The following is a 23,607-nucleotide window of genomic DNA, read 5'->3' on the forward strand; positions in this document are numbered from 1 at the left end:
CTAGATTTCAACGGTAAATTTAAACCTTACAATTTGGGAATTGAGATCCGCCGTGTGCTCGATTGTATCTTCCTAGAAGACGCTTTCGGATAACTTTTGGTAGGGCAATGGCACATTAATAATTTGTGAATGAGTTCAGACTCTAAGTAGAAATGGGGCAAAAATTGGTTAGCCAGAAGTTCATTAAAAATGATCGTGTGCAGGGCGTGAACCAGACTAGGCAAGTCTGATTCACGGATTTAACGAGGCTAGATGTATACGCAGGTCTTAACTAGATTAAGCACTCGCATGGATGTGACCGTCCGCGGCATGGATGCCACGTTCGAGCATACACGGACGTACTTGCTGCGAGTCACAGTAATGCGAGTGTTTAATCTCCGAGTCTGAGTTCAAGTCCCTACGATTTTGATTTTAATAAGCCACAAACTAACATTCTAAATCCCCTATCGACTCCCAACTTTTTCCTTGTAATATAACGCTTTCACTCATGTTGAAACCCAAGGACGATAATGTATACACCTAAGAATATGGCGATGACAGATCAGCAGGCCATCACAGCCTTTATCACGCAAAACAGCTTTGGTTTACTGGTTTCGAGCTCACTGAATGCGACCCATATTCCTTTTGTCCTCGATGCAACTGTGGGAGAGAAAGGCGTGTTGTATGGCCATGTTTCGCGAGCAAACGCACATTGGCAAGAGCTTGAAAGCCAGCGGGTATTGGTGGTTTTCAGCGGCGCACACGCTTACATTTCACCGACTTGGTATGACGCTAAACCTGCGGTGCCTACATGGAATTATGCGGCGGTGCATTGTTATGGCGTCGCAAGCCAGCTGAGTGATACCGAAACTCAAGACATGTTGGACAAGCTAATCACAAAGTATGAACCCAAGCTATTGCAAGATAAACAAATTATGCCAGATGAGTATCAGCAGAAACTGCGCCAAGCTATAGTCGGCTTTAAAATTGTGATTGATGAGATTCAAGCAAAAGAAAAGCTCGGCCAGCATAGATCCATTAGCGATCAACAGGGTGTGTTCAACGGCTTAAGTGCCAGCCCCAATGCCGATGCGGCGCAATTAGCCCACTATATGAATCAACGAGATATTGGCAGGGGTAATAAATCAGATAACTAACCTCGCCTTACTCAGTTTCAAATCTGTTAGCTTTTCCGTATATAGGCTCTATAAATAGTCTCTAAGTAGAATCACGCTGGCCAATCAATTTACCGCCAACTTGTTGAAATACGCCTGAGGCAAAGGACTTAAATTACTAGGCTGTCTATAAATAGACTCAGCCAGTCAGGAATGAGATTGTGGTGATTGATAGCCTGATCTTGGAAGAACAGGCTATCGTTTCATTTGAGCAGTGTGTTAATTAATGCCATCCGAACTAGATGCGAAAGAGTAAAATGCCTAAGAAAATCGAGTTAATTTAGCACTCTCTGCTCATCATCTGCTTGATGATAAAACTTAACTTCTTTAATCTTTTGCTCTGACTCTTCTTCCGTTAGCACTTCTTGTTTAACTAGCCATTTGAATTTGTTGATCTCATTATTCAACTCATTCTCAGGGTTGATATCTGCATACCAATGGGCAAGCTGTGCTTTGCGGCGCGCCATTAACTCTCTAATCAACGCATCATGATGTTTGTCTTTGATAATAAAGATATTAGCGCCATCGGCTTTAAATACTGTGTAAGTTACCTTAGTCATGAGTGCCCACGTTAAGCAGGAAGCCCCAATAAATATCCACATGGGGTCAAAGTAAAAAGCACCTCGCGTAAAACTGCCATAGCCACTTTGAAACAGGCCAAGCAAGATCCACAATACACCTACGTTTCTAAGCCAATCATTTTGCTCAATTTGTTCGGAGCGCTTAAGAGGCAAATCACCGTAATAAATCTCAGCATCTCCTTTACCTGACGCATCTTCATAGGCGTATTCAAACTGTTCTTGCCCTAAACGAAAGGTATGTTTGTTTTTTCCCTTTTTCTGTATAACTTCCATTTTTTATCCTTTTATCATTCGCTTATCCAAAACAAAGAGATTTAAGCAACTTACGCATCGAGTCGTCAACAAGTAAGCAATAAATAAATGCTTTTCAACATCCAACAAAAACGATAACAGTGACTTATAAATTGAGCAGACTTAACCATCCCCCCAATAAAACTAGCAACAAAAATTTTTGCGGTTTGGTTGCAATAAACTGCTAGGATAACCGTTCAAATTTGAGCTTGATCACACTAATCACGGATTAACACTTGAGGTATAGGTTCAATAACGGATTTGCCTCAATGTCTTTGTATGAGTAACCCGATGAAAAGAATAATAAATGCGTTAATGCTGGCCATGTTAGCAACAGGTTGTAGCGATCCAAACCCAACGCAGACCAATCAAACCACCGAGCAAGCCAAGGCCGAAACCGTTCAGGTCCTGAGCCTTAAGCAGCAACTCGCGCCAATCACCCAGCGTTATTTTGCCCTAAGACCCGAAATCGCCACCTATTATGGCGTGGCCGAGAATGAGGCAGGCAAGGATGTGCTTTCTAAGCTGACCGATTACAGCCCATCGGGGGAAAATCATCGCCGTAAAGTGCTTAAGGCCATATTAACCGAACTCAATGCTATCGATGCCAACCAGCTTAGCGCCTCGGAGCAAGTGAGTTTAGGCTCGATAAAATCTGAAATCGCCGGCGCCCTGCTGCCAGCCGAAACCGTGGCCTATGGCACTATGCTCGGTGAATACGGTGTTTGGTTTTTACCATATGTTGTCAACCACTTATCTGGATTACATGTTGAATTTCCGGGGTATATGGAAGATAAGTTTGCGGTCTCCACCCCAGAACAAGCTAAGGCCTATCTCAACCGCTTAACCATGTACCCAGCCGCCATGGGCACAGTTATCGATAAGCTGGATCAAGATGTGCAAATGGGGGTGATCCCACCCGACTTTATTATCGATAAGACCATAGCCGTGTTGCAGCAACAGTTAGTGCACCATGCTAATGAGCATCCCTTAGTCAGCAGTTTTAAAGCAAAATTAACCGCCGCCCAAGTACCTGAAAGTGAGGCGTTGGCGAACTCTGCCGCCGAACTGGTGGAGACCAAATATTACCCTGCGACGCGCCAGTTGATTTCCGCACTGCAAGCCGTTCGCCTTAAGGCCACCCATGTGGCGGGACTCGGACACCAACCTCAAGGCGCTAAACTCTACAAGGCGATGATTAAACACCTCGCCAATTCGGAGATGACCCCAGATGAGATCCACCAACTAGGATTAGACGAAGTTGCGCGCATTACCGCCGAGATGGATGTGTTACTCAAACAAGTGGGTTACCGCAAAGGCACAGTTGGCGAGCGCATGCAGCGATTGCTCAAGAATCCTAAATACATCTACCCCAACACCGCCGAGGGTAAACAGCAATTAATGACGGACATTCACGGCTATCTCGCCAAAGTGAATACCAAATTGCCGTTATGGTTTGGGCTGTTACCGAATCAAGACGTCGCGATTGAAGCAGTGCCCGATAGCCGCGCCGCCGCGACCAGCGGCGCATTTTACGATGCGCCTTCACAGGATGGTTCGCGTAAGGGCACCTTCTGGATAAGTCTGTACGATATGGCGGCGCTGCCCTCCTATTCGCTGCAAACCTTAACCTATCACGAGACCAACCCCGGCCATCATCTACAGACGCTCATCGGTCTGTCGGATACCTTGCCGCTGCTGAGTACCATTTTTTACTCTAATGCCGCAGGAGAAGGTTGGGCGCTGTATGCCGAGCGCTTAGCCGCCGAGATGGGAATGTATCAGGATAATCCAATTAACGATCTTGGCCGCTTGCAGTCTGAGCTGCACCGCGCGGTGCGCTTAGTGGTCGACACGGGTATGCATGCCAAGGATTGGAGCCGTGAGCAAGCCGTTGATTATGCGGTGGCTACTGAGGGAATACACCTCTCTGAAGCCACGGGTGAAATCGAGCGCTATGTGGTTTGGCCTGGGCAAGCCTTGGGTTACAAGTTAGGTGAACTGAAAATTATCGAACTGCGGGCCAAGGCCAAAAAAGCCTTAGGCGATAAGTTTGATATTAAAGTCTTCCACGACAGGCTGCTCGAAAACGGCGCCTTGCCCTTAGATCTATTAGAGCAAAAAATCGATCAGTGGCTCGAGTCTGCGAAGGCGGCCAATGCTGCCGTAGAGACCAAGGTTTAGTTCGGGTAAAACCGCTCACATCATCTCAAATCGGGGCAGCTTAGGCGGCCCCTGTTCTTTTTACGGCTCCCTTTGTTTTTACGGCTCCCTATGCTTTTACGTTTCAGGTTAATCCGCAAAACGACGCTGATACTTGCCGCTTAAATAGCGGATCACCACAAAACCGACAACACCAGGCAGTGTCCACGACAGCAGGCGCAAATTGCCATGGTCGATAAACAAGCGGCTGCCACCAAAGGCGAAAAAGGCGGTGTAGCAGGCGATACCCGAACCAATCATGGCGCCTAAATGCTCAATCCACCATTCTAATTTGGTCAGGGTCGCCTTAAAGCTATAGCGTAGGAATCCCGCCCCAACTGTTGTGCCTAACAGGCCGAAAATCATCGCAAGGATCAGCTTTTCTTGGTATCCCCATAGCGCCATCACAGGGCCAAGTAGCGTCAAGGTAAGCATTAACGACAAATGCAGCGGCGATTTTAATTGCTGACGCTGCGCCTTATAACGCAGAACCAACACGCCATGCCTAACGGTCACTAAGGTTAATAAGCTGATATAGATGAGAAATATCCAAGCATTTTTACGATCCGCAATCTGCGCTGCTAAGGCGTCCGCGCTGGCCGCAGGCTGTTTAATCACGGCGAGCGGATCAATGAGGCCCGTCGTTGCCATCGCCACACCAGTCGCTGCCACTGTATACATGGCATAGACATAATAACGGCCAAAACGACTATGGTTCGCGCTGCCCTTTTTCAGCATGGCAGGCATCCAAAATAACACTAATGCCAGTGCGCCGGCGGTAATATGCACAAATTGCGACAGGGTGAAAATCGTGTTCATCATCTTGCTCCATCAAAGTTTGAAGCTTGATATTAACGAGCGTGGGAGTCACCCATAAGTGCCAAAAGTCATGTTTTAGGGATTAGCAGAAAGCAGCCACTGGGTGTGGCTGCAATTGGGGCGCTTATAGTCCGGTATGTTTATCAAGTTTTAAAGTGTCGATGATCGAGAAGGTGTAACCTAACTCGGTAAACATTTGCTCGATATTACGCTTAAAATCGATGGGGCGATCTAAATCGAGTTGATTAATAAAGAAGTGGTGTTTTGTCGGGATCTTAATCAGCAACTGTTTTTGATAAAAACAGGCTTCAACCTCGGCATTTAACTCGCGGCTCAAAGCCAACAAATTTTCCATCATCAAGGGATTGAGTAAGTAGCGCGCCTCGACTTGGTCGCTGCTATAAACCTCAAAGCGCCGCTCGAACCTTACGTCCTCAAGCTTGACGCGCGACAGCTTAGTCTTAAAACCCTCAAGGCGATTTTTTAAACTGCCCTTATCTGTGACTAACAGCGTAGTACTATTGAATCGCTTAGGAATATTGCAAACCAGTAGCACACCATTGAAGATGATCTCCCGCTGAACCGAGCCATTATCGTTCGCTTTAGTGTTATAAGCATCGACCTCATAAAACTGGAACGGCACCTTGTTATAGGTTCCCTTAAGGCAATTTTGCGCATACTGCTTATCGGTTTTAGGCAGCAGCCCCAACTCAAGGAAGGGAGAGAAATCGACCTTAGGCTCCCTCGTTAGCGCAAAGTCATCGCCAAAATACTTAAGGCTAATGGGATAGAGTTTTTCAAAGGCGGCATTATAGAGCTCATTGCTTTCCTTACCCGAGGCAATGACCGCTAACGCTATCACGGGAGCGGGCAAGAACGCGACAATCATCAAAGGCACAAAATAATCCATAGGCACCAGCATAAACTGGACCCCGAGCAGCCCGGCGAAGGCACCCAAAATAATAGTGATACCTATGTAGTAGATTGGGGTGGTGAACTTGGCATTTTCACGCCGCCTTTGGTTCACGCCTTCACGTTTAGCTTCAAACGGTGCGCATTTAGGGGCGACTTTTTGTTTGTAATACTTCTGAAAAGCAATACGGTGATCTTCGGGAATATCAAATTCAATCGAACTCATTGGCTCCTACTCTTACGATTCAAATCCATTTAGGCCAATGATTTTACATAATTTAGTGACCGAAAAACAGTTAAGCAGCCTGAGGTATATGCTGAACTAATCGTTAACCGTGGCTAAAGACAAACGACGTGCTCTACGCTGCAGTAACCAGAAGATGACTAATACCCCAAAGGAAGCGGCGAAGGTGGTCAGCGTCAGCGCAAAATCTTTGAATGATAATAGGTTTAAGCTAAAACCGTCTAACGCCAACACAGCTAAACCCAGTGGCATTTGGATGAACACAGCGGTGAACCAATCGAAGGGAAGTTTTGGAAAGATCCTGTGATAAGCGTAAAGCACTAAACCTGCTAGCAATATCAGCAAACTCGCATCGTGAGCCCCTAACAACAGGTACTCCACACTGTTCGGCGTAATCTTGGGTACAGCACTTAACATATCTAGCATATAACCCGCGCTAGCAACTAATGAGAAACTGATAAAACTCAATAACGCTAATAAGATACCAAAACCAAATGCGGGTAAATATTTCATTTATCTCTCTCTATTCGCAGCTGAAAATACGCAGTCTCATCTCCCAAAAAACCACTGCATGTGAGGCATAAGGTAGAAAAGAGACTTAAGTTACAATAGCAGGCTAAATTTCCCTTATCTATTAAGACCATAGTCTTATGGCTAGCACAAACCCGTGCGCGATATACGGTGAGCAAACAGGTAAAACGCAAGCGCCAAATGTTAATTCACTTATTTATCCGCCTGATATTCAGCTAACTGTTTACGGTATTTGTCTTGGAAGAATGGATGGTCCGTTAACTCAAGCGCTTGCTTTTCATACTTAATCGCTTCAGTTCGCTGACCTTGGCTCGCATAGACACTTGCCAATGCATGGCTGGCCTCGAATGCTGTTGGGATCGCCTTTAAGGTTTGCAGATAAATGTCGATAGCTTTGGCAGGATCAGTCGTCTCGCAGGAACTTGCCAACGCGATAAGCGAATCGATAGCGGGCACGTCAAAACCATATTTGTCGTTCGACAGGGTTTTATAATGCGCCAAAATAGCGGCTACGCCTTGACGTGATATGGTCGAGTCAGGCTTAAGCACTTGGTGTACATCGTTAAAAATAGCTTCAATACCATAAGCCGTCGCCAAAATAGGTTGGGTCATATAGTAAGTGCCATCGAAGCGCTTGATGCGGTAGTCGAGAGAATCCGTGGCGTTCGCTTTGATGATGGCTTCAAGCTTGGCAAAGTCAGCTAACTGATTTTGTTCGAAATCACTGTCGCTAGTGCTCATAAAAAGGAATCTTGGCTTCCCTTTCATCCCTGCGAGCTTCTTTGCAGCATCTGCCATTACAAAAGCGTAGTTATCATCCAGTACCGGACTTGCGGCGATGTAAGCATTAAATAAGCTTGGGCGATTCAAAAGCGTGTAGAGGCTAAAAGTGGCATTGCCAGTGAAGCCATTAAGGATCCGAAAACCATTTGTGCGATATTGTTTGTCGATGGCGGGCAGTAGATCTTGTTCCATAAAATCCAAAAACTGCTGATTTTCTTGCTGCTTAATGGCTAAAGTTTTTAACTCACCTAAGCCTGCATGACCATCTGGCGCCGTCACGATAATGGTTTCCAGCCAAGGCCAGCCACCGTTATGACTCATCCAGTCTTCCATTCCAGCGAGATAGCCATGGCTACGAGGGTGTAAATCCACCAGCACCACATAGCGTTTATCCGCTTTCGATTGGTAACTCGCTGGTAATGTCACCTTAAAGTCAGCAGGCTCAGTTAACAGGCTCGAACTGACCTTTAACATCTGTGGTTGAGCGGGAAAGGTATTATCGGCATTTGCTGACACACTGAAGAATGCAAAGCAGTAAATCATCAGCAGAATTAATAGCGTACGCATAAATTTCATTCCTTGAAAATCAACTATATAAGTATCAGCCGAAGTTAACACCCGTATTCTTGAAAGTAAATCCGATATCACGGCCTAACCCTTTCGCCAAACACATACCCAATATTAGCCATTCCCATTTTGGTTGTGATGGCGGTGGTAAGACTCGCGAAATAGACTAGCCAATTTCACCAATAACGCTTAGGATCGGAGTTGCATTTTTAAGCCAACATATTGTGGAGTATCAAAACATTATGGGTATCAGAGCCATAGTCGTAGACACAGCAGGCACCACGACAGACCTAAACTTTATCCAAGATGTACTATTCCCCTATTCTGTCAAAGCCTTACCAGACTTTTTAGAACAGAACCAACACAATGTATTGGTTGAAAACTGTATTTGTGACACCCGAGATATCGCCCTAGAGCCAGATGCGGACTTAGCACGCGTGACTGAAATTTTGCAGCAGTGGGTCAGCGAAGATCGTAAAGCAACACCACTCAAAACTCTGCAAGGCTTGATCTGGAAGCAAGGCTACGCCCATGGCGAATTTAAGGGCCATATCTTCCCTGACTTTATTGAAGCAGTGAAACGCTTTAGCGAACAAAATCTGCGTATTTATAGCTTTTCATCGGGTTCGGTCGATGCGCAAAAACTGTTGTTCAGCCACAGTGACGGCGGTGATTTAACCGAGATGTTTAACGGTCATTTTGATACCCGTACCGGCAACAAATTAGATAAACAGGCTTACTGCAATATCCTCAACACTATCAGCTTAAGCCCTAAGCAAGTGCTGTTTGTGTCTGATGTGATTGAAGAATTAAAGGCTGCCGACGCTGCAGGCATGATGACCTGCCAAATGGTACGCGATAGCAAACAACGCACGGGTGAGTTCCGCACCATCAGCAGCTTCGATGAGCTACTGATTGAATAACGTGATTGTTGAATAACGTGATTGTTGAATAACACGATAGTCGACTCACTCAGCCAAGCTGATTTAGCCAAAATGAAAGCGACCTTATGGTCGCTTTTTTATGGGGCAGCTTATTTGCCCTTTTCCGTCAAAGGAAATGCGGCCGAGATACACTTTTTCACCTCAAAACGATAACCATAATCCGCTTTCTTATCCGGCGTTATCTGCAAAATCTCATAGTCATTTAACTCGATCACATTCGACTCGGCTGGCTTTTCACAACGCGAACGGCTATTGGCTTCAAGCGCAAAGGCAAACGTCGCTAACCACTGCCGCACGAGATACTGATATTGCGCCCGCACCGACGCATAGGTTTGCTTGCGTTCCGCTTCTTCGCGCTCATCGGCGGTTTGTTTGTCAGCCGGTTTGTCGGCTTCAAGCTCGGGCTTAATCTTAGCTAACTCAGCAATCGGTGCCGTCAGCACATCGGTCGTATGCGGCATAAGCCCTAATGCTGGCTCGACGGGATTATGTTCAGAGGCTTCTTGAGTTGTTGTAATAAAGTCCGCAAACGAGGTTTGAAGGCGGGTTTCTAAATCAATCAGTAAGCTCAAGTGATACAAGACCACAGCCGCCAACACGATACGGATCGTAAAGGTCGTTTTACGAAATGATGTATGTGAGGTGATCCGTAACGATTTGACACCCAAAGGTTTAAGCAAAAAAATTAAGACTAAATAGATGGGAATAATCAACTGCAATGCCAGCAGCACAATTGCGCTCACCATTAAAAACCAAGCGGGCATATAGAGTAAAATCGCTAAGTTATGGGTGTAATCCAGATGACTTGCCGACACCCCAACCACTTCATTGACTATGGCGCCAGACCAACCTAAGGCAAAGTTGGCAATAATAGCGTAAAACAGTAACAACACAGCCTTGCCTGCCAAACTGTGCCAGACCCGCTCGAACACTGGCCAAAACTCGATGGCCATCGCGATAACCGCAATCACGGCGACCACACCCATCAAGTCGGTACTAAAGGCCAATATCAAGGCAATAAGATACAGCTTTTGCGCAAAGGATAACTTAGCAAACCCTTGGCTTAAGTAGCGCCACAACTTGCTCAACCCTAGCTGGAGCTCGCTAGGCAAAGGCTTGATGACTTGCCGTAAGTGCTGGCGGGCAGATTCAGTGTAACGACCTAAATTCATTATAATTTTAAATTCCGGTTACGATTAAGACACGCTTGAGTTGCCGATGTAAGCTGCAAAATCTATGGCGACACTCGCGTCACCTATGCCAGTGTAGCGACTAACTTTGGCAATTCACTAGCAAAATTTGCCGAGTCCTCCCTTACGGCGAAATGAATCTCCCACGAGATTCTATGTCGATGATGCGGAGCAGACATATCGTTTAAAGGGATTTAGAAGTAATAGCTATGAGTAAATCAAAGCGACCTTAAGAACACCCCATAAGGTGTTATGAACCTAACTCAGAATAGATTCAAACGACACTTAACTCCCGCTCGGCAAAGACAGCTTTCGCGACAAACATGCCATTCAGTGCTGCGGGGAAGCCAGCATAAACCGACATTTGCAGTATCACTTCGACGATTTCCTGCGGCGTACAACCGACATTCAACGCGCCGTTGATATGGACGTTAAGCTGCGGCTGGCAATGCCCTAATGCTGTGAGCGCGGCGACAGTGACTAACTCCCGCGTCTTAAGATCGAGTCCTTCACGCTGATAAATATCCCCAAAAGGATATTCGATAATGTACTTGCCCAAGTCGGGGCAAATATTTGCCAGACTGTTGATCACTTTCTCGCCCGCCTCGCCGTCGATTTCTGTCAGCTTAGCTAAGCCCTGCATATACCTTTGATTACCCATTTTTAACTCCTGTTGGATTGGACCACAGAAGTCAGCTTACGCCTTAGAGTTAACTCTAAGTCAACGGCTGATTGATGAATAGCATAGGCAGCCCTTTGATTGAAGTAAAAAGACAACAGAGGCAGATATAAGTTAATACTATTAATAAATTATGACCTAAAAACACAACTTAGCGACTCAGCCGAATCTCTAAGCTTAATCACTGAAATGCGTTTGGTAATAACGGATTTTTTGCTCAAGGGCGCTTAGATGCGCCTGCTCTTGGCGAATACGCTCAGCCAATTGTGCGGCATGTTGCTCAAGTAATTGCTGCCGCTGTCCTGCGGTTGTATCGCCTTGAGCACGCAGCTCGGCATAGGTCAAAATCTGCTTTAGCGGCATGCCCGTTTCTTTTAAGCGATTGATAAACCCAATCCACTGCGCCTCTTTCTCAGCATAATCGCGGTGCCCGCTCGCATTTCGCACCACAGACTGCAGCAGGCCGATTTTCTCGTAATATCTGAGCGTGTGCGCCGACAAACCTGTGAGTGCAGCAAACTGACCTATGTTCATAATCTAACGATCCGCAGGATGATTAACACCATCATTAGTAGGCACCTCACCCAGTTCATAGGGATTCACACCTTCGAGGCAACCAATATTGTAACCATATTCATGCGGATTGGAGCGCCGCTGGTGATGGGTGTAAATGCCACAAACGGAGCAGAAGTAATGCTTGGCGGTTTTGGTATTAAATTCATAGCATTTCAGCACATCTTCACCCTTGAGGATCTTAATCCCCGCCAGCGGAACCGAGCCGACAATCGCGCCCTTACGGCGGCAGATAGAACAATCGCAGCGGCGAGGATTTTCAATGCCATTAGGCAATGACAATTCCAATACCACAGCACCACAATGGCAAGACGCTGTGTGTTTTGGCTGAATAAGAGTATTGCCCACTTGTTTAATCACACTCGACTCCTTGTTTCGCTTAATGTTATCGCTAAATGTCCATAACGCTATGGCTTGTCGCTTGTTCTTTATGCTGCTAGTCTGACCATCTTAAACGAGCGTTTCAACTCGCATTTTTAGATGGACAATTCAATGCCAAACACAATGGAAAAGTTTCTCGCACAGCACCCTATAGTGACCGAAATCCCTGTGGCTTGGGGCGAAATGGATGCGTTGCAACACGTCAACAACGTCGTCTATTTCCGCTATTTTGAAACAGCCCGTATCGACTTCTTCAATCGCCTCTTCCCGCTAGATACCCTATATCAATCAGGTATTGGCCCAGTTATCAGCGAAAATCAGGCCCGCTATAAACGCCCAGTGACTTTCCCCGATACTCTATTAGTGAGTGTCAGCATTAGTGATATTCACAGCGATAGATTTACCATGCATTATCAAGCTTTTAGTAAACAGCAGCAGGCAGTAACCACCTTAGGCACTTCAGTCGCGGTAATGTTTAACTTTAAAACCGGCAAAAAAGCCGAGTTACCCGCAGAACTGCTGACGATTCTCAAACAGCACGAAGTCGCTTAAGCTATTCAAATCGATAACGAATTGCCAGCACACTTTAGGCCATACCTTGAGGGAAGCATGTATGTCAGATAACGAAAATATCGAGATAGCCATTGAACATCAACAGGATAAACAGCGTTTTATTATCCCTGTCGATGGCTATGAAGCCGTGTTGGAATACCGATTATCAGGCCAGGATATCGATTTTAGCCGCACCTTTGTCCCCAACGAACTGCGCGGTAAAGGCCTTGCCGAACGCTTAGTTCGCCACGGGCTTAAATGGGCCAAAAGCCAAGATTTGACTATCCAAGCCAGCTGCTGGTATGTGCAGAAGTTTTTGAAAAACTAAATCCAATACACAGGGTAATGGCGCTTGGGATCGGTGGAGAGGTTATTGACCACCAGCGCGACCAATAAGAGTAATACTGAGCCGAGAAATACTGGCATTAGCGCGTAGAGAAAGCCGAGTTGATGCACGTTTTCACCGCCAATCACAGCGATCAATGCCGTTGCGCCACCCGGAGGATGCAGAGTGCGAGTCAGGTACATGAATGCGATAGACAGGGATACCGCTAAGGCACTGGCCAGCACTACATAATCGCCACATACTTGGTACACGGCGACCCCAATTAAGGCTGATAACACACTGCCACCAATCAAGTTGCGCGGTTGAGAAAACTCCGCCAGCGGTGCGCCGTACACCAGCACAGCAGAAGCGCCGAATGAGCCAATCACAAACATAGTACCGACGAGGTTTTCGCTCATATAATTTGCGAGACTCGCGACCAAGTAAATGCCACAGAAAGCCCCAATCCATGACCACACAATCTTTTTAAGTGGCTGTCTTGGTGGACAAATGTCCTTCGAGCGCATGCGGGTAAAATAGAATCTCATGATTAATCCGAACCGATAAAAAGTAGGCGATACAGGTAAGTGATCTGCATCACAGTTAGCGGGTCGACAAATTAACGCTTCAGCAGCGCAATTGCAATTGCGCTGACCGAGAGATAGGGCAGATTAAGCGCTTTCACCATTCAGCTTAGCGAGCATTTCGCGGATATCTTCAGGAATAGGGCGGCTTTTTTCGTGGCTGTAGTCGTAATGTACCAGTGTAGTTTTCACTTCAGCGGTTTTATTGCCGGCTTGCCAACAGGTTTGAGTCAGTTCGAAACTGCTGTTGCCGATGCGGCTGACAAAGGTTTTCACTGTCACGCTTTTGCCGTAATAGGTTGGCGCGATAAACGCCACGGTAAAGCCCGCGACAATTAAGTTCCATTGCTGCAAATCCAACTCTGGATTAAAAATCTCGAAAATTGGCGTGCGCGCGGCTTCGCACCATACGGGGATCACTGTGTTGTTGATATGGCCTAGACCATCGGTTTCTGTGAATCTTGGGTGGATTTCGAGGCTATATTCAGTAACTGACATTCGGGCTTCCTTTTTATTGTTATTCTATAAACTGATGAATTTAATGCTTATCGCGATTAAGCTACCCGCACCAAATTCATCCTTTATCCCAAGCCTACCAGACCCTAAAGGCTAAACAAACCTAGACCTTAGAATTGGCAACTGGCAGTTTCTGCCGTTTGCTTGCCATTGGCATCATACTTTTTAAAGCATCCCGCCTTACCCATATCATAAATTTTTTCATATTCTAACTTGCCACTACGATAGGACTTAAACACACCATGGCTTTTTGGGTTTTCTAGGTGATAAATTTTGCGCCCTTTGGTCACATGCGAATAATCGGAAAAACCCGGCTCTTCCTGATAAATCACCCCATTGATATAGCGCTTATGGACCACATGTTGTTCATCGATACGCAGCATTTCACTCGATAACTTGCCATTGATGTCGTAACACACTTTATCTACGGCATAATTGCTATCTAACTCTTCAATACAATTCACGGCACCATTATCAAAATACTCCCGCTGTATACCACAGCGCGCAATGGCGTTATCCCAGTAGTAAGGTTCACCGTTCCAGGTTTCGCCTTCTTGCTGGCAGTAGTTCCAAAAATGCTTTAACTGGCCATTCGGATAGAAGCTGTAATGGGGGCCAGAGAGACGGTTATTCACCAGCTGACCATATTGAGAGAGTGAGTATCCACCATCTGTGGAATAACTGATACTTGGGCCATATTCCTTACCCGCTTTAAAGGCCTTCATATACTTTAAACGGCCGTTAGAATCGAATCGATATTCTTTATCAACTGACCCATTAGTGTAATAAGTTAATTCGGATAGTAGACCGCCGCGATACACGCGCTGCTCACCATCTTTAATCGAGCTAGTCTCAGCATTTTTTGAGTTTAACACGCCCTCACAATCGCCTGTGTAAGGCTCTTTTCGCATCATGCATTCATCCTGCGAGGGTTTAAGCTTAACGGCAGCATTAAACTTATACTGACTCAACTCATTGAGATCGCCGTTAGGCTCGAGCCACATTTGTGGGCCATCTAACTCGCCATAACGATAGTTAGCAACATTGCTGACGGCATTTGGGCCTGAATACCATAAGCTTTCACCGTGGAGTCTGCCCTTATCGTAATGTTTAAGGGAGAACATAAAATTATCTTTATTGAATAACTTAGCCTCACCTTGGCGTAGGCCGTTCTCATAGTTGACTTCGGTCTTGTAGAGGTAAGTCACTGATTGCTTAGTGGTAAAAGCATCGTTGGCATCTGGCGTTCGGATATATACCCAAGGGCCTGAACGTTTGCCATCGAGGTAGTTGCCTTCACCCGTTTGAAAGCGATAGTCCCCTTGGGTGACCTTTTCCACCCAAGCACCTTGTTTTACGCCCTTTTGGTATTGGCCTTTACTGCCATCGGACTCGAGCCACTCGCCATCTTTTACGCCATTGAGATAAATGCCCTTTTCGGACAACTTCTTCGCGCCTTCTGTGCTGGAATCGTAATCTGGGGTATAGATTTCACTCGGGCCATCGGGCACGCCCTTGTTGTAGTGAATAAAGCCGTAGTTATCGGCGTCATCCATCATGGACTGCAACACCCATTTACCCTGTTTTTGGCCGTCGAGGTACTCGCCTTCCCAATAGGTTTCACGGCTGTCGGCTTCAATCCACTTACCCACTTGCTTACCTAGTTTATAGTCACCGGCATACATCACACTGCCATTACGGGCATCGTAGGCGGCAAAGTGACCATCAAGCTCACCTTGCACATAATGGGCTTCACTGGCAACGCCAGCCCAAATACTGCCCATGCTCATATATTCATAGAAAGCGCCAGTACGCGGAATTTTTTCACTGCCATTTTTAAGCCAATCGATGTCGTCGGCCTCGTAACCAATGGCCACCAGCATAAAGCCGCCATCTTCTTCGACATAGGCACTGCGATCAAAAGTCGCGACTAGACTGTATTTTCGTTCACGCCCCTCGGCATCTTTATCGGTGCGAGTCACGGGATAACGCAGCTTGTATTCCACTGCGGTTTTCACATCCGTCGACGTACCTTCAGAGTTTCGATAACCGATTAAGGTTGGCTTGAGCTTAGATGACCCATCAAGAATCGCTTTGATGTCAGGATCTTGGACACCCTCAGCCTCATAGGTCATACGGTATTGCTGTGGCGGAATTTGGCTTAGCACTTTACGGACGCCGCCCACGGTAAATGTGGTAATGGTCGGTGCCACTGCATCGAGCACAACTTGTAGGCGCGGTAGTTTAGTCAGCTCTTCCCCCTCAAAACCATAGCCGCGCAGATGCTGACCATCTTCATCCTTGAGCATGACGATCACTTCTTTGGTGCCACCCTTATCGAAGTCATAGTAAAACACCGCCACAATTTCAGCGCGGCCGTAATCGTCAATGCGCACGCCTGGCGCATCGCCGTAGAGCATTTCGCTCCATACGTGCTGGTCTTTTTGGTAGAAATCGAGCCATTGGCCGTTAGGAAGATCCACGGGACCGTGAACCACTTTGTCGAAATCCGCCGCCACCGCAGCAGGAATGACCGCAAAAGAAGAAAGTAACACAGCACCGACAGCGGCGCATAAATGACGAATCGAAAGTTCCATTTAACTATCCTTTACACCGACACCTTGCGCCTCGTGCGCACCAGTAAACGGGGCGAATTTTAAGCTAAGTTAGGCGCTTCAGGAAGTAGCAGAAACAAAAAAGGCCGCAATAGCGGCCTTTAGTAACAATGACTTAACAATCAGTTGTTATACATAGCATTTATTTCATGGGCATATTTATGGTAAATCATTTTGCGGCGCAACTTGAGCGTTGGGGTAATTAAACCCGCTTCCATCGAGAAAGCTTCAGGCAAGAGGGTGAACTTTTTAATCTGTTCAAATCCCGCCAGCTCATGCTGCAACTGCTTTAAGCGCTGCTCAAAATGTTCAACCACATGACTATGGCGCAGCAATTCTAAAGGCGACTCATACTTCAGCCCTTTGTCCTTCGCCCACGCTTCCAGTGACTCAAACGCTGGCACAATTAAGGCGGTCACATAGTTACGCGCATCGGCAATAATCGCCACTTGTTCGATAAAAGGACAACAGCCCACGGCGCCCTCAACCCGTTGCGGCGCAATATATTTGCCGTTAGAGGTTTTCATTAACTCTTTGATACGGTCGGTAATAAATAAGTTACCTTTCGCATCGAAACGCCCTGCATCACCGGTTTTTAACCAACCATCTTCAAATGCAGCAGCGGTATCTTCAGGACGATTGTAATAACCACGCATCACAGTCGCGCCACGAACTAAAATCTCATCGTCCTTACCCAGCTTAATTTCGATTTCAGGTAGGACTTTACCGTTTGATCCGGCAACACGATTGTCCAAGGTGTTACAGGTCACGGTGGCGTTGGTTTCGGTCATGCCGTACCCACAAAGTACAGGAATATTAATCGCATGAAAGAAACTGCCAACATTCACATCTAATGCCGCGCCACCGCAGGGCATAAACTTCAAACGTCCACCGAGCACAGCTTGCAACTTGCTATACACAAGTTTGTTAGCTAAACGCCATTGCAGCGATAACCATAATCCGCCCTTAGCACGACCTTGGCCGACTTCGAACTGACGCCCGCCAACGCGCATAGCCCAAGCAAACAGCCTCTTACGGCCATCGGCTGACTTGGCGACTTTATCTTGTACGGCGCTGTACACTTTTTCGAGGAAACGCGGCACCACACACAAGGTATGTGGACGTACGGCGCTAATCGCCTCTTTCACTCTTTGGGTATTTTGCAGATAAACGTTATGACCGCCACGGCACAAAACGTAGAAACTCCAACTGCGCTCAAATACATGACTTAATGGCAAAAATGCCAAAGACACATCGCCAGCTTTAAAAGGCAAAATATGATCGTGTTGACGTATAGTCGAGGCCATATTGCGGTAATCCAGCATCACGCCTTTAGGATCGCCCGTGGTGCCAGAGGTATAAATTAAGGTCAGTAAATCATCGAGATTAGCCGCCTGTAAACGCTGGTTAAGCTCAACTTCTTGTGTCATCGCTTTCGCATCGCCCGCTAGCAGGGCATCTAAATGCCAATGCTGGAAAGCTTTGTCGGCTGCGAGTGCCACGCTGGCATCAAAAACAATCACATGCTCTAGGCTTGGGCATAAGGTTTGAAGCTCGCAGGCCATAGCATATTGCTTAGCATCGTCGACAAACATAACCTTCGCCGCGGCATCGTTAACGATAAAGCTTGCCTGCTCGACGGTACTGGTGGGGTAAATCGGCACCACAACGGCGCGACTTTTAAGCGTCCCGACATCGGCACAGGTCCACTGTGGGCAGTTTTGCGCCAAAATAACGCAACGGTCTTGCACTTGTACGCCAAGTTCGATCAACACTTGTGCAATTTTACTGCTAATTTGGTCAAAGGCCTGCCAACTCACCTGATGCCAAGGAGCGGCCATTTCAAAACCTTCCAGCGCTATTGCGTCTTTTAAAGACTCGCTCTGCTGCTGTAATAGTCGAATAACATGATATTGATCGAGAGACATAAGAGACTCACCTTTTAGCTTACAAGTGTACCGCTTTTGCGCCATTCTACCTGAAGGCCAGCCAAAAACTAAGAGTTTTTGCTCTAATCTTGTACAAGCTAAGTCCCAATATCGCAATCTATATCCGTTTAGCCGCTAATGACATCTCCCTTCCAGAGGGTTTTCTTGCCCCAAAACAGGACTATGCTCCCAAGTATCATTAAGAGCATATCCCAGATAAACCAATCACCTAGATTGCCGCCATCGCGTAACGATGCAAGGCTGATGGACACCCACAGGGAATGCCCCGCAACAACCGTCATAGTGAGCGTGACATGCAACACTCGGCGACACATGCAGCCAAAACCTAAGGTCAAAGCGCAGGCCCAGTAAGTGCTAAGCACCAGATGACCTACTAACTGCATATTCAGATCACCACTGAGCCAACCCAGCAGCAGACTACACGCCAGCATAATGCCGACCACCACATTCAGCAGTCGTTGCTGCCCACGGCAAAAAGCCGCTATGAGTCCTTTTCGACCATCAAATCCTGGCATCAGCAATAAGGTTTCTGTCGAGCGCGAGCGTTGCACTCGGCTCCAATGCACCAGCGAACACATAATCACGCTGAACTGTGCCAACAGCAGTAACACGGGGAAATTCTGATGGAATTGGTGCGACAACACCCCAAGCACTAGGCAGACTGCCGGTATGAGCAGCAGTAAAATCGTCAGCATGGGGCCGATAAAAAAATTGGTGGGATGCAGATAACGCTCAAAGCGGCTCAAGATACGCATCGATTGCAAATTGGGCAGCCAGAACCAGCCCATTTCGAGGCCATTGAGGTACACAGTTCTCGCCTCAGCACGCCAAGGTAAAGCGCGGCAGATACGGATAATGAAAGCACCTAACGCCACCAGTGCAATCGCGCTTAACCATAGGGGGATATAACCTGTAATCAAGGAGATAAACGGCACTAAAACAAACAGTAAGAAGGAAGCATAAAACCACTGAGTGCTGAGTAAACACAGGTAAATAAAGGCAAGACTCATCACCAAGGCCAACACTAAGGTGGGTAGGCTAGACGTTGAACCCAGAGCTAAACAGAACAATACGCTTATGCTAAACACGCAGGTTAACACCACTGCGCTTTGGATATAAATATGGCGGCGATAATGGGGAATTAACTGGGCGCATTCACTCGCCATCAAGCGTATGAGTTGCCATGCTACCGCCGCCGAGCTTGAAACTATTCCCATAGAAAACAACAATTCAGCACTGTCGCTTTTGCCCTGCAACGCTGTAATGCAACCTAAGATCATTCCCAGTAAGCCAGTACCTAAAAAGCTCACACTGCCGACGTCAAAACACCAAAGACGCAGCATGCCATTAAATGGATTCATCAACCGCGCGCCTTTCATCTTAGCCGTCGGCGTGATGTTTAGTTCTGGCGCACTCATCTGTGTAGCTCCATAAAAAGCTGTTCCAGATTAAGGGCTTCGTTCTTTAACACGCACGATATTGGCGCGCTGTGCTCGCCTAAATCCACCAGCACTGAATCACCGACACGACTCAACACAGTGGCCGACTCAGGCAAAACCGTTTCGGGTGCGAGTGTGAGTAAACGCACTTGTTCCCGTAGGGCATCGATTTCTTTAAACAGCACTAATTCGCCGTGTTTAATCAGCGCCACATGACTGGCAACCCGCTCGATATCTGAGGTGATATGGGATGAAAACAATACAGCTGAACCCGATTCGAGGGCGAGATCGAACAAATCGACCATAAATTTACGCCGTACAATCGGATCGAGACTGGCGACGGGCTCATCGAGGATCAATAGCTCAGGGCGATAGGCCATCGCCATAATCAAGGCTAGCGATTGCCTTTGCCCCACAGATAAACGTTGCACCTGTTGAGTCACATCTAGCTCGAACCGTACTAGCCAATCTTGCTCTAATTGCATGTCCCAATTGGGATAAAAACTGCGGTGTAAATCGAGGGCGCGTTCGATGGTAAAACCTTCATAACCAAAAGGTTGCTGCGGCACATAACCTAAGCGCTCCTTTGCCTTTGAGGTTAAGTTTTCGGGCGTTTCGCCTAAGGTAACAATACTGCCTGAATCCGGCATGAGCACACCCAAAGCGCAGCGCATTAGGGTCGATTTACCCGCCCCATTTTGCCCTAATAACCCGACCACCATGCCCGCCGACAAGGTTAACGATAAATCCTTAAGCGCCCACTTTTCACCTGCGCCTTTACCGCGAAAGACTTTATTCACTTGGCTAAATTCAAGTATTGGTGTGCACGCTTGGTCCATCGAATATCATCCTTTTTTATTCTATTTTATCGATAAGTGACAGTAGGTTAACGCTAGTCTTGCCAGCGTTCATTTATCAATTGCATTAACTCGGGCAGGCTGACGCCTAACTGTTTAGCCTGCGACAACAAAGCATCGAGCTGGGGTTCGAGCATGCTCGCCCCCGATGCCATAGTCTCAGTGCGCAGCGCGACTTTTGTCGCTTGGCCGCGGCGGCGCTCGAGCCACCCCTGATCGACAAGCTGCTGAATCGCGCGGGAGACAGTCATAGGATTCACCGCAAGATACTCGGCAATCTGGCGCACAGAGGGCAAGACATCATCCACTTGTAGCTGACCGCCCACAATTAAACGCACGACTTGTTCGTGTAATTGCTTGTAAATTGGTTCACCACTACTGGGGTTGACATTTAAAAGTTCTAACATTAGCCTCTACACACTGTATTAATACATTGATACACCGATACACTGGTAGTTAAATTAACACACTCGTCCTGAAATGCAAAAAGGAAAGCGCGCATGATAGATAGCATGACACACAGGAAGTTAAGCAAAACCGCTCAACGCCCTTCGCCAACTCGGCCACGGCATGGCGCAACTAATGCCACATGGTGCAAGCGTATTTTAAGCACACGCATGTTAAGCATGAGCGCACTTATGCTGGCGATGGCAAGTACGGCGACGTGGGCGAGTGATGTGAAAAGCCAACAGACACAAGCGGCTGATATAGCTAGGAACATGGCTAATAACACCGACACTTGTTATGTGGAAGGCGTATCCGATCGCCTAAACTGCGGTTTTGTGACTGTGCCAGAAAATCCTAACAAACCCGATGGCAAACAGATCCAAGTGCATTACGTCGTCTTGCCTGCGGTGAAAAACGTCAACCATGAAGAAGCCTTGCTCGCCATTGCTGGCGGCCCAGGACAATCGGCCATAGACAATGCCGCGGGTTTCGATGCCATGCTGAGCAAAGTCCGCCAACAGCGGGATATCTTGCTGATCGACCAAAGGGGCACAGGCCGCTCGAATCTGCTGACCTGTGATGAAGGCGCACAATCTCCACTGTCATTCGATGATGACAATGCCGACACTTTAGCCGAAACCCAAAAATGCTTAGCCAAAATCGATGCCGACGTCACCCAATACGGTAGCCTCAATGCGATTAAAGACTTCGAAGCCGTGCGCCAGCATTTGGGCTACAAAAAATTGCATGTTTACGGTATATCCTACGGCACGCGTATGGCGCAGCTTTACATGCGTTTATACCCTGCACACTTAGCCACAGTGACCTTAGACGGCATAGTGCCAATGCAGCAAAGCGTGTTAGAAATCGGCGCATCGATTGATCGAGGCTTTGATTTACTCTTTAAGGATTGCCAAGAAACCACCGCTTGTCATACGCAATTCCCTGAGCTTAAAGCCGAATTCGACCAAGTCGCGGCCTCACTCGCCAAAGCGCCTGTGATGGAAAACGTCTACGATCCTGTCACAGGTGAAAAGACTATGCTGACAATGACGCGCGGTAAGTTCTACGGCTCCATCCGCATGGCGCTGTATCAAGCCAATGTGCGCGCCTTAGTGCCCCATGCAATTCATCAAGCCGCAAAACACAACTTCCAACCCATACTCGGTTTGTATTCCCTCACTATCGACAATGCTGGCATGGCGATGGGTATGCACGCATCCGTGGTCTGTGGCGAAGATATGCACCGTATTACGCCCGCCATGCGCGAGCAGGCTCAGCACTCCTTTATGGGCAAAACTATGCTCGAAGGCTTAGAAGCCACGTGTGAAGTATGGAAAGTCCCCGCGGTCGATGACAGCTTTAGCGAGCCCATCAGCAGCGATATTCCGACATTGTTGTTATCCGGCGAAATCGACCCTGCGACACCACCGAGTTGGGGCGAGTTAGCGATGGAAAAACTCACCAATGCCAAGCACTTTGTCGCACCCTATGCGACCCACGGCGTAGCCTATCAATCCTGCGCCAATAACCTGATTGCCGATCTCGTTCGCTCGGGTTCCGTTAAGGATCTCGACGGCGAATGTTTAAAGAAAGATGTGCGCCGCAGCTTTTATTTGAATGCCAGCTCGGTAGAACCGCTTGATGCGACCAGCACAAAAACCACAACGACTGATGATAACGCCAGCACTGGGGCCAAGGAGTAAGCCATGATCAAAGTATCCAACCTTTCCAAGCGCATCGGTGACGTACAGGCGCTCAATGACTTAAGCTTCGTCGCCCAAAACGGCCAAATCACAGGATTACTCGGCCCCAACGGCGCGGGTAAAACTACCTGTTTACGCACGATTTTTGGCTTGCTGAAACCCGATAACGGCAAAGCAGAAATCGAAGGCATAGATGTCGCCATCGACCCTATCGGCGCTAAGCAGCAACTCGGATTATTCCCCGACCCTTTTGGTCTGTACGAACGTTTAACGCCACGGGAATACATTCGTTATTTTGCCGAACTAAGCGGCTTATCACCCAAAGAGGCCAAGGAAGCCACCAGCCAAGTGATTGCGAAATTACGTTTGGAAGACATTAGCGATCGCCGCTGCAAAGGCTTTTCCCAAGGACAAAGGATGAAAACCGCCCTAGCACAGGCCATAGTCCACAGCCCGAGCAATATTATCCTCGACGAACCAACCCGAGGGCTGGATGTGATGAGCACTCGCCTGCTGCGTGACATTCTTATTGACCTTAAGAATCAAGGACATTGCGTGCTGTTCTCTAGCCATGTGATGCAGGAAGTCGCCGCGCTATGCGACCAAGTGATCGTCATGGCCCAAGGCAGAGTCGTCGCCATTGGCAGCCCCACCGAACTGTGCACCCAAACGGGTAAGGACTCACTCGAAGAAGCCTTTATTCAACTGATCGGCACAGATGAAGGGATAGCGGCATGATGACCCAGCAGAGATCACGCCCGCAGGT

23 protein-coding genes are annotated in these 23,607 nt (G+C 47.4%); 7 read left to right on the forward strand and 16 right to left on the reverse strand.

Annotation, left to right across the window (positions count from 1 at the left end; all coding sequences use genetic code 11):
• Positions 1 to 509: 509 nt before the first annotated feature.
• Positions 510 to 1,136, forward strand: a complete 627-nt coding sequence (locus Q4Q54_RS19805) for an FMN-binding negative transcriptional regulator (protein WP_311989359.1) — start codon at positions 510 to 512, stop codon at positions 1,134 to 1,136.
• 293 nt (positions 1,137 to 1,429) lie between these two features.
• On the opposite strand, the gene Q4Q54_RS19810 is transcribed toward Q4Q54_RS19805, so the two are convergent.
• The gene (locus Q4Q54_RS19810) at positions 1,430 to 2,008 is read right to left on the reverse strand and encodes a hypothetical protein (protein ID WP_261271994.1); all 579 of its coding nucleotides are present in this window, start codon (positions 2,006 to 2,008) and stop codon (positions 1,430 to 1,432) included.
• A 309-nt stretch (positions 2,009 to 2,317) separates the two neighbouring features.
• On the opposite strand from Q4Q54_RS19810, the gene Q4Q54_RS19815 reads away from it, so the two are divergent.
• Complete coding sequence (locus Q4Q54_RS19815; protein WP_311989360.1) at positions 2,318 to 4,210, forward strand: DUF885 domain-containing protein; 1,893 nt, start codon at positions 2,318 to 2,320, stop codon at positions 4,208 to 4,210.
• A 108-nt stretch (positions 4,211 to 4,318) separates the two neighbouring features.
• Here Q4Q54_RS19815 and Q4Q54_RS19820 read toward each other — a convergent pair whose 3' ends face one another.
• The 4 genes from Q4Q54_RS19820 to Q4Q54_RS19835 form a co-directional block, all read right to left on the reverse strand.
• Entirely contained in the window at positions 4,319 to 5,050 is a 732-nt protein-coding gene (locus tag Q4Q54_RS19820) for a hypothetical protein (RefSeq protein WP_311989361.1), read from the reverse strand.
• 121 nt (positions 5,051 to 5,171) lie between these two features.
• The gene (locus Q4Q54_RS19825) at positions 5,172 to 6,185 is read right to left on the reverse strand and encodes a DUF3137 domain-containing protein (protein WP_311989362.1); all 1,014 of its coding nucleotides are present in this window, start codon (positions 6,183 to 6,185) and stop codon (positions 5,172 to 5,174) included.
• A 96-nt stretch (positions 6,186 to 6,281) separates the two neighbouring features.
• Complete coding sequence (locus tag Q4Q54_RS19830) at positions 6,282 to 6,716, reverse strand: hypothetical protein (RefSeq protein WP_311989363.1); 435 nt, start codon at positions 6,714 to 6,716, stop codon at positions 6,282 to 6,284.
• A 210-nt stretch (positions 6,717 to 6,926) separates the two neighbouring features.
• Positions 6,927 to 8,084 carry an alpha/beta hydrolase-fold protein gene (locus Q4Q54_RS19835; protein WP_311989364.1) on the reverse strand — a complete coding sequence of 386 codons (1,158 nt, stop codon included), beginning with the start codon at positions 8,082 to 8,084 and terminating at the stop codon, positions 6,927 to 6,929.
• A gap of 242 nt (positions 8,085 to 8,326) precedes the next feature.
• Here Q4Q54_RS19835 and mtnC point away from each other — a divergent pair, with 242 nt between their 5' ends.
• The gene (mtnC, locus tag Q4Q54_RS19840; protein WP_006084850.1) at positions 8,327 to 9,007 is read left to right on the forward strand and encodes an acireductone synthase; all 681 of its coding nucleotides are present in this window, start codon (positions 8,327 to 8,329) and stop codon (positions 9,005 to 9,007) included.
• Between the two features lie 110 nt (positions 9,008 to 9,117).
• Here mtnC and Q4Q54_RS19845 read toward each other — a convergent pair whose 3' ends face one another.
• The 4 genes from Q4Q54_RS19845 to Q4Q54_RS19860 all read right to left on the reverse strand — a co-directional run bounded on the left by Q4Q54_RS19845 (position 9,118) and on the right by Q4Q54_RS19860 (position 11,830).
• The gene (locus Q4Q54_RS19845; protein ID WP_012586387.1) at positions 9,118 to 10,200 is read right to left on the reverse strand and encodes a hypothetical protein; all 1,083 of its coding nucleotides are present in this window, start codon (positions 10,198 to 10,200) and stop codon (positions 9,118 to 9,120) included.
• 292 nt (positions 10,201 to 10,492) lie between these two features.
• Positions 10,493 to 10,879 carry a carboxymuconolactone decarboxylase family protein gene (locus tag Q4Q54_RS19850; RefSeq protein ID WP_311989365.1) on the reverse strand — a complete coding sequence of 129 codons (387 nt, stop codon included), beginning with the start codon at positions 10,877 to 10,879 and terminating at the stop codon, positions 10,493 to 10,495.
• Between the two features lie 195 nt (positions 10,880 to 11,074).
• Positions 11,075 to 11,431 (reverse strand): MerR family transcriptional regulator, encoded by a 357-nt coding sequence (locus tag Q4Q54_RS19855; protein WP_311989366.1) that lies wholly within the window; start codon positions 11,429 to 11,431, stop codon positions 11,075 to 11,077.
• 3 nt (positions 11,432 to 11,434) lie between these two features.
• The gene (locus Q4Q54_RS19860; protein WP_311989367.1) at positions 11,435 to 11,830 is read right to left on the reverse strand and encodes a GFA family protein; all 396 of its coding nucleotides are present in this window, start codon (positions 11,828 to 11,830) and stop codon (positions 11,435 to 11,437) included.
• Positions 11,831 to 11,974: 144 nt separating this feature from the next.
• Between Q4Q54_RS19860 and Q4Q54_RS19865 the strand changes: the two genes are divergently transcribed.
• Together Q4Q54_RS19865 and Q4Q54_RS19870 are read left to right on the forward strand one after the other, a co-directional pair.
• Positions 11,975 to 12,403: a thioesterase family protein gene (locus Q4Q54_RS19865; RefSeq protein ID WP_311989389.1), complete on the forward strand. Its 429-nt coding sequence runs from the start codon at positions 11,975 to 11,977 to the stop codon at positions 12,401 to 12,403.
• Between the two features lie 61 nt (positions 12,404 to 12,464).
• Positions 12,465 to 12,731 carry a GNAT family N-acetyltransferase gene (locus tag Q4Q54_RS19870; RefSeq protein ID WP_311989368.1) on the forward strand — a complete coding sequence of 89 codons (267 nt, stop codon included), beginning with the start codon at positions 12,465 to 12,467 and terminating at the stop codon, positions 12,729 to 12,731.
• Here Q4Q54_RS19870 and Q4Q54_RS19875 read toward each other — a convergent pair.
• The 7 genes from Q4Q54_RS19875 to Q4Q54_RS19905 all read right to left on the reverse strand — a co-directional run bounded on the left by Q4Q54_RS19875 (position 12,728) and on the right by Q4Q54_RS19905 (position 21,095).
• A complete protein-coding gene (locus Q4Q54_RS19875) occupies positions 12,728 to 13,276 on the reverse strand; it encodes an HPP family protein (protein WP_012586382.1) in 549 nt (182 codons plus the stop codon). The two genes, Q4Q54_RS19870 and Q4Q54_RS19875, sit on opposite strands and share 4 nt — an antisense overlap.
• A gap of 123 nt (positions 13,277 to 13,399) precedes the next feature.
• Entirely contained in the window at positions 13,400 to 13,810 is a 411-nt protein-coding gene (locus tag Q4Q54_RS19880) for a thioesterase family protein (protein WP_107403147.1), read from the reverse strand.
• Between the two features lie 128 nt (positions 13,811 to 13,938).
• The gene (locus Q4Q54_RS19885) at positions 13,939 to 16,425 is read right to left on the reverse strand and encodes a hypothetical protein (RefSeq protein WP_311989369.1); all 2,487 of its coding nucleotides are present in this window, start codon (positions 16,423 to 16,425) and stop codon (positions 13,939 to 13,941) included.
• Between the two features lie 140 nt (positions 16,426 to 16,565).
• Positions 16,566 to 18,371: a long-chain fatty acid--CoA ligase gene (locus Q4Q54_RS19890; RefSeq protein WP_311989370.1), complete on the reverse strand. Its 1,806-nt coding sequence runs from the start codon at positions 18,369 to 18,371 to the stop codon at positions 16,566 to 16,568.
• 128 nt (positions 18,372 to 18,499) lie between these two features.
• Positions 18,500 to 19,810: an ABC transporter permease gene (locus Q4Q54_RS19895; RefSeq protein ID WP_311989371.1), complete on the reverse strand. Its 1,311-nt coding sequence runs from the start codon at positions 19,808 to 19,810 to the stop codon at positions 18,500 to 18,502.
• Positions 19,807 to 20,670, reverse strand: a complete 864-nt coding sequence (locus Q4Q54_RS19900; RefSeq protein WP_311989372.1) for an ABC transporter ATP-binding protein — start codon at positions 20,668 to 20,670, stop codon at positions 19,807 to 19,809. Before Q4Q54_RS19900 ends, Q4Q54_RS19895 begins: the two co-directional genes overlap by 4 nt.
• Before the next feature lie 53 nt (positions 20,671 to 20,723).
• Complete coding sequence (locus tag Q4Q54_RS19905; protein ID WP_006084836.1) at positions 20,724 to 21,095, reverse strand: GntR family transcriptional regulator; 372 nt, start codon at positions 21,093 to 21,095, stop codon at positions 20,724 to 20,726.
• 93 nt (positions 21,096 to 21,188) lie between these two features.
• Between Q4Q54_RS19905 and Q4Q54_RS19910 the strand changes: the two genes are divergently transcribed.
• Positions 21,189 to 22,841 (forward strand): alpha/beta hydrolase, encoded by a 1,653-nt coding sequence (locus Q4Q54_RS19910; RefSeq protein ID WP_311989373.1) that lies wholly within the window; start codon positions 21,189 to 21,191, stop codon positions 22,839 to 22,841.
• A gap of 3 nt (positions 22,842 to 22,844) precedes the next feature.
• Positions 22,845 to 23,579 (forward strand): ATP-binding cassette domain-containing protein, encoded by a 735-nt coding sequence (locus Q4Q54_RS19915; RefSeq protein ID WP_107946174.1) that lies wholly within the window; start codon positions 22,845 to 22,847, stop codon positions 23,577 to 23,579.
• Positions 23,580 to 23,607: the final 28 nt, after the last annotated feature.

This window comes from Shewanella sp. SP2S2-4, assembly GCF_031932025.1.
Taxonomy (GTDB): domain Bacteria; phylum Pseudomonadota; class Gammaproteobacteria; order Enterobacterales; family Shewanellaceae; genus Shewanella; species Shewanella baltica.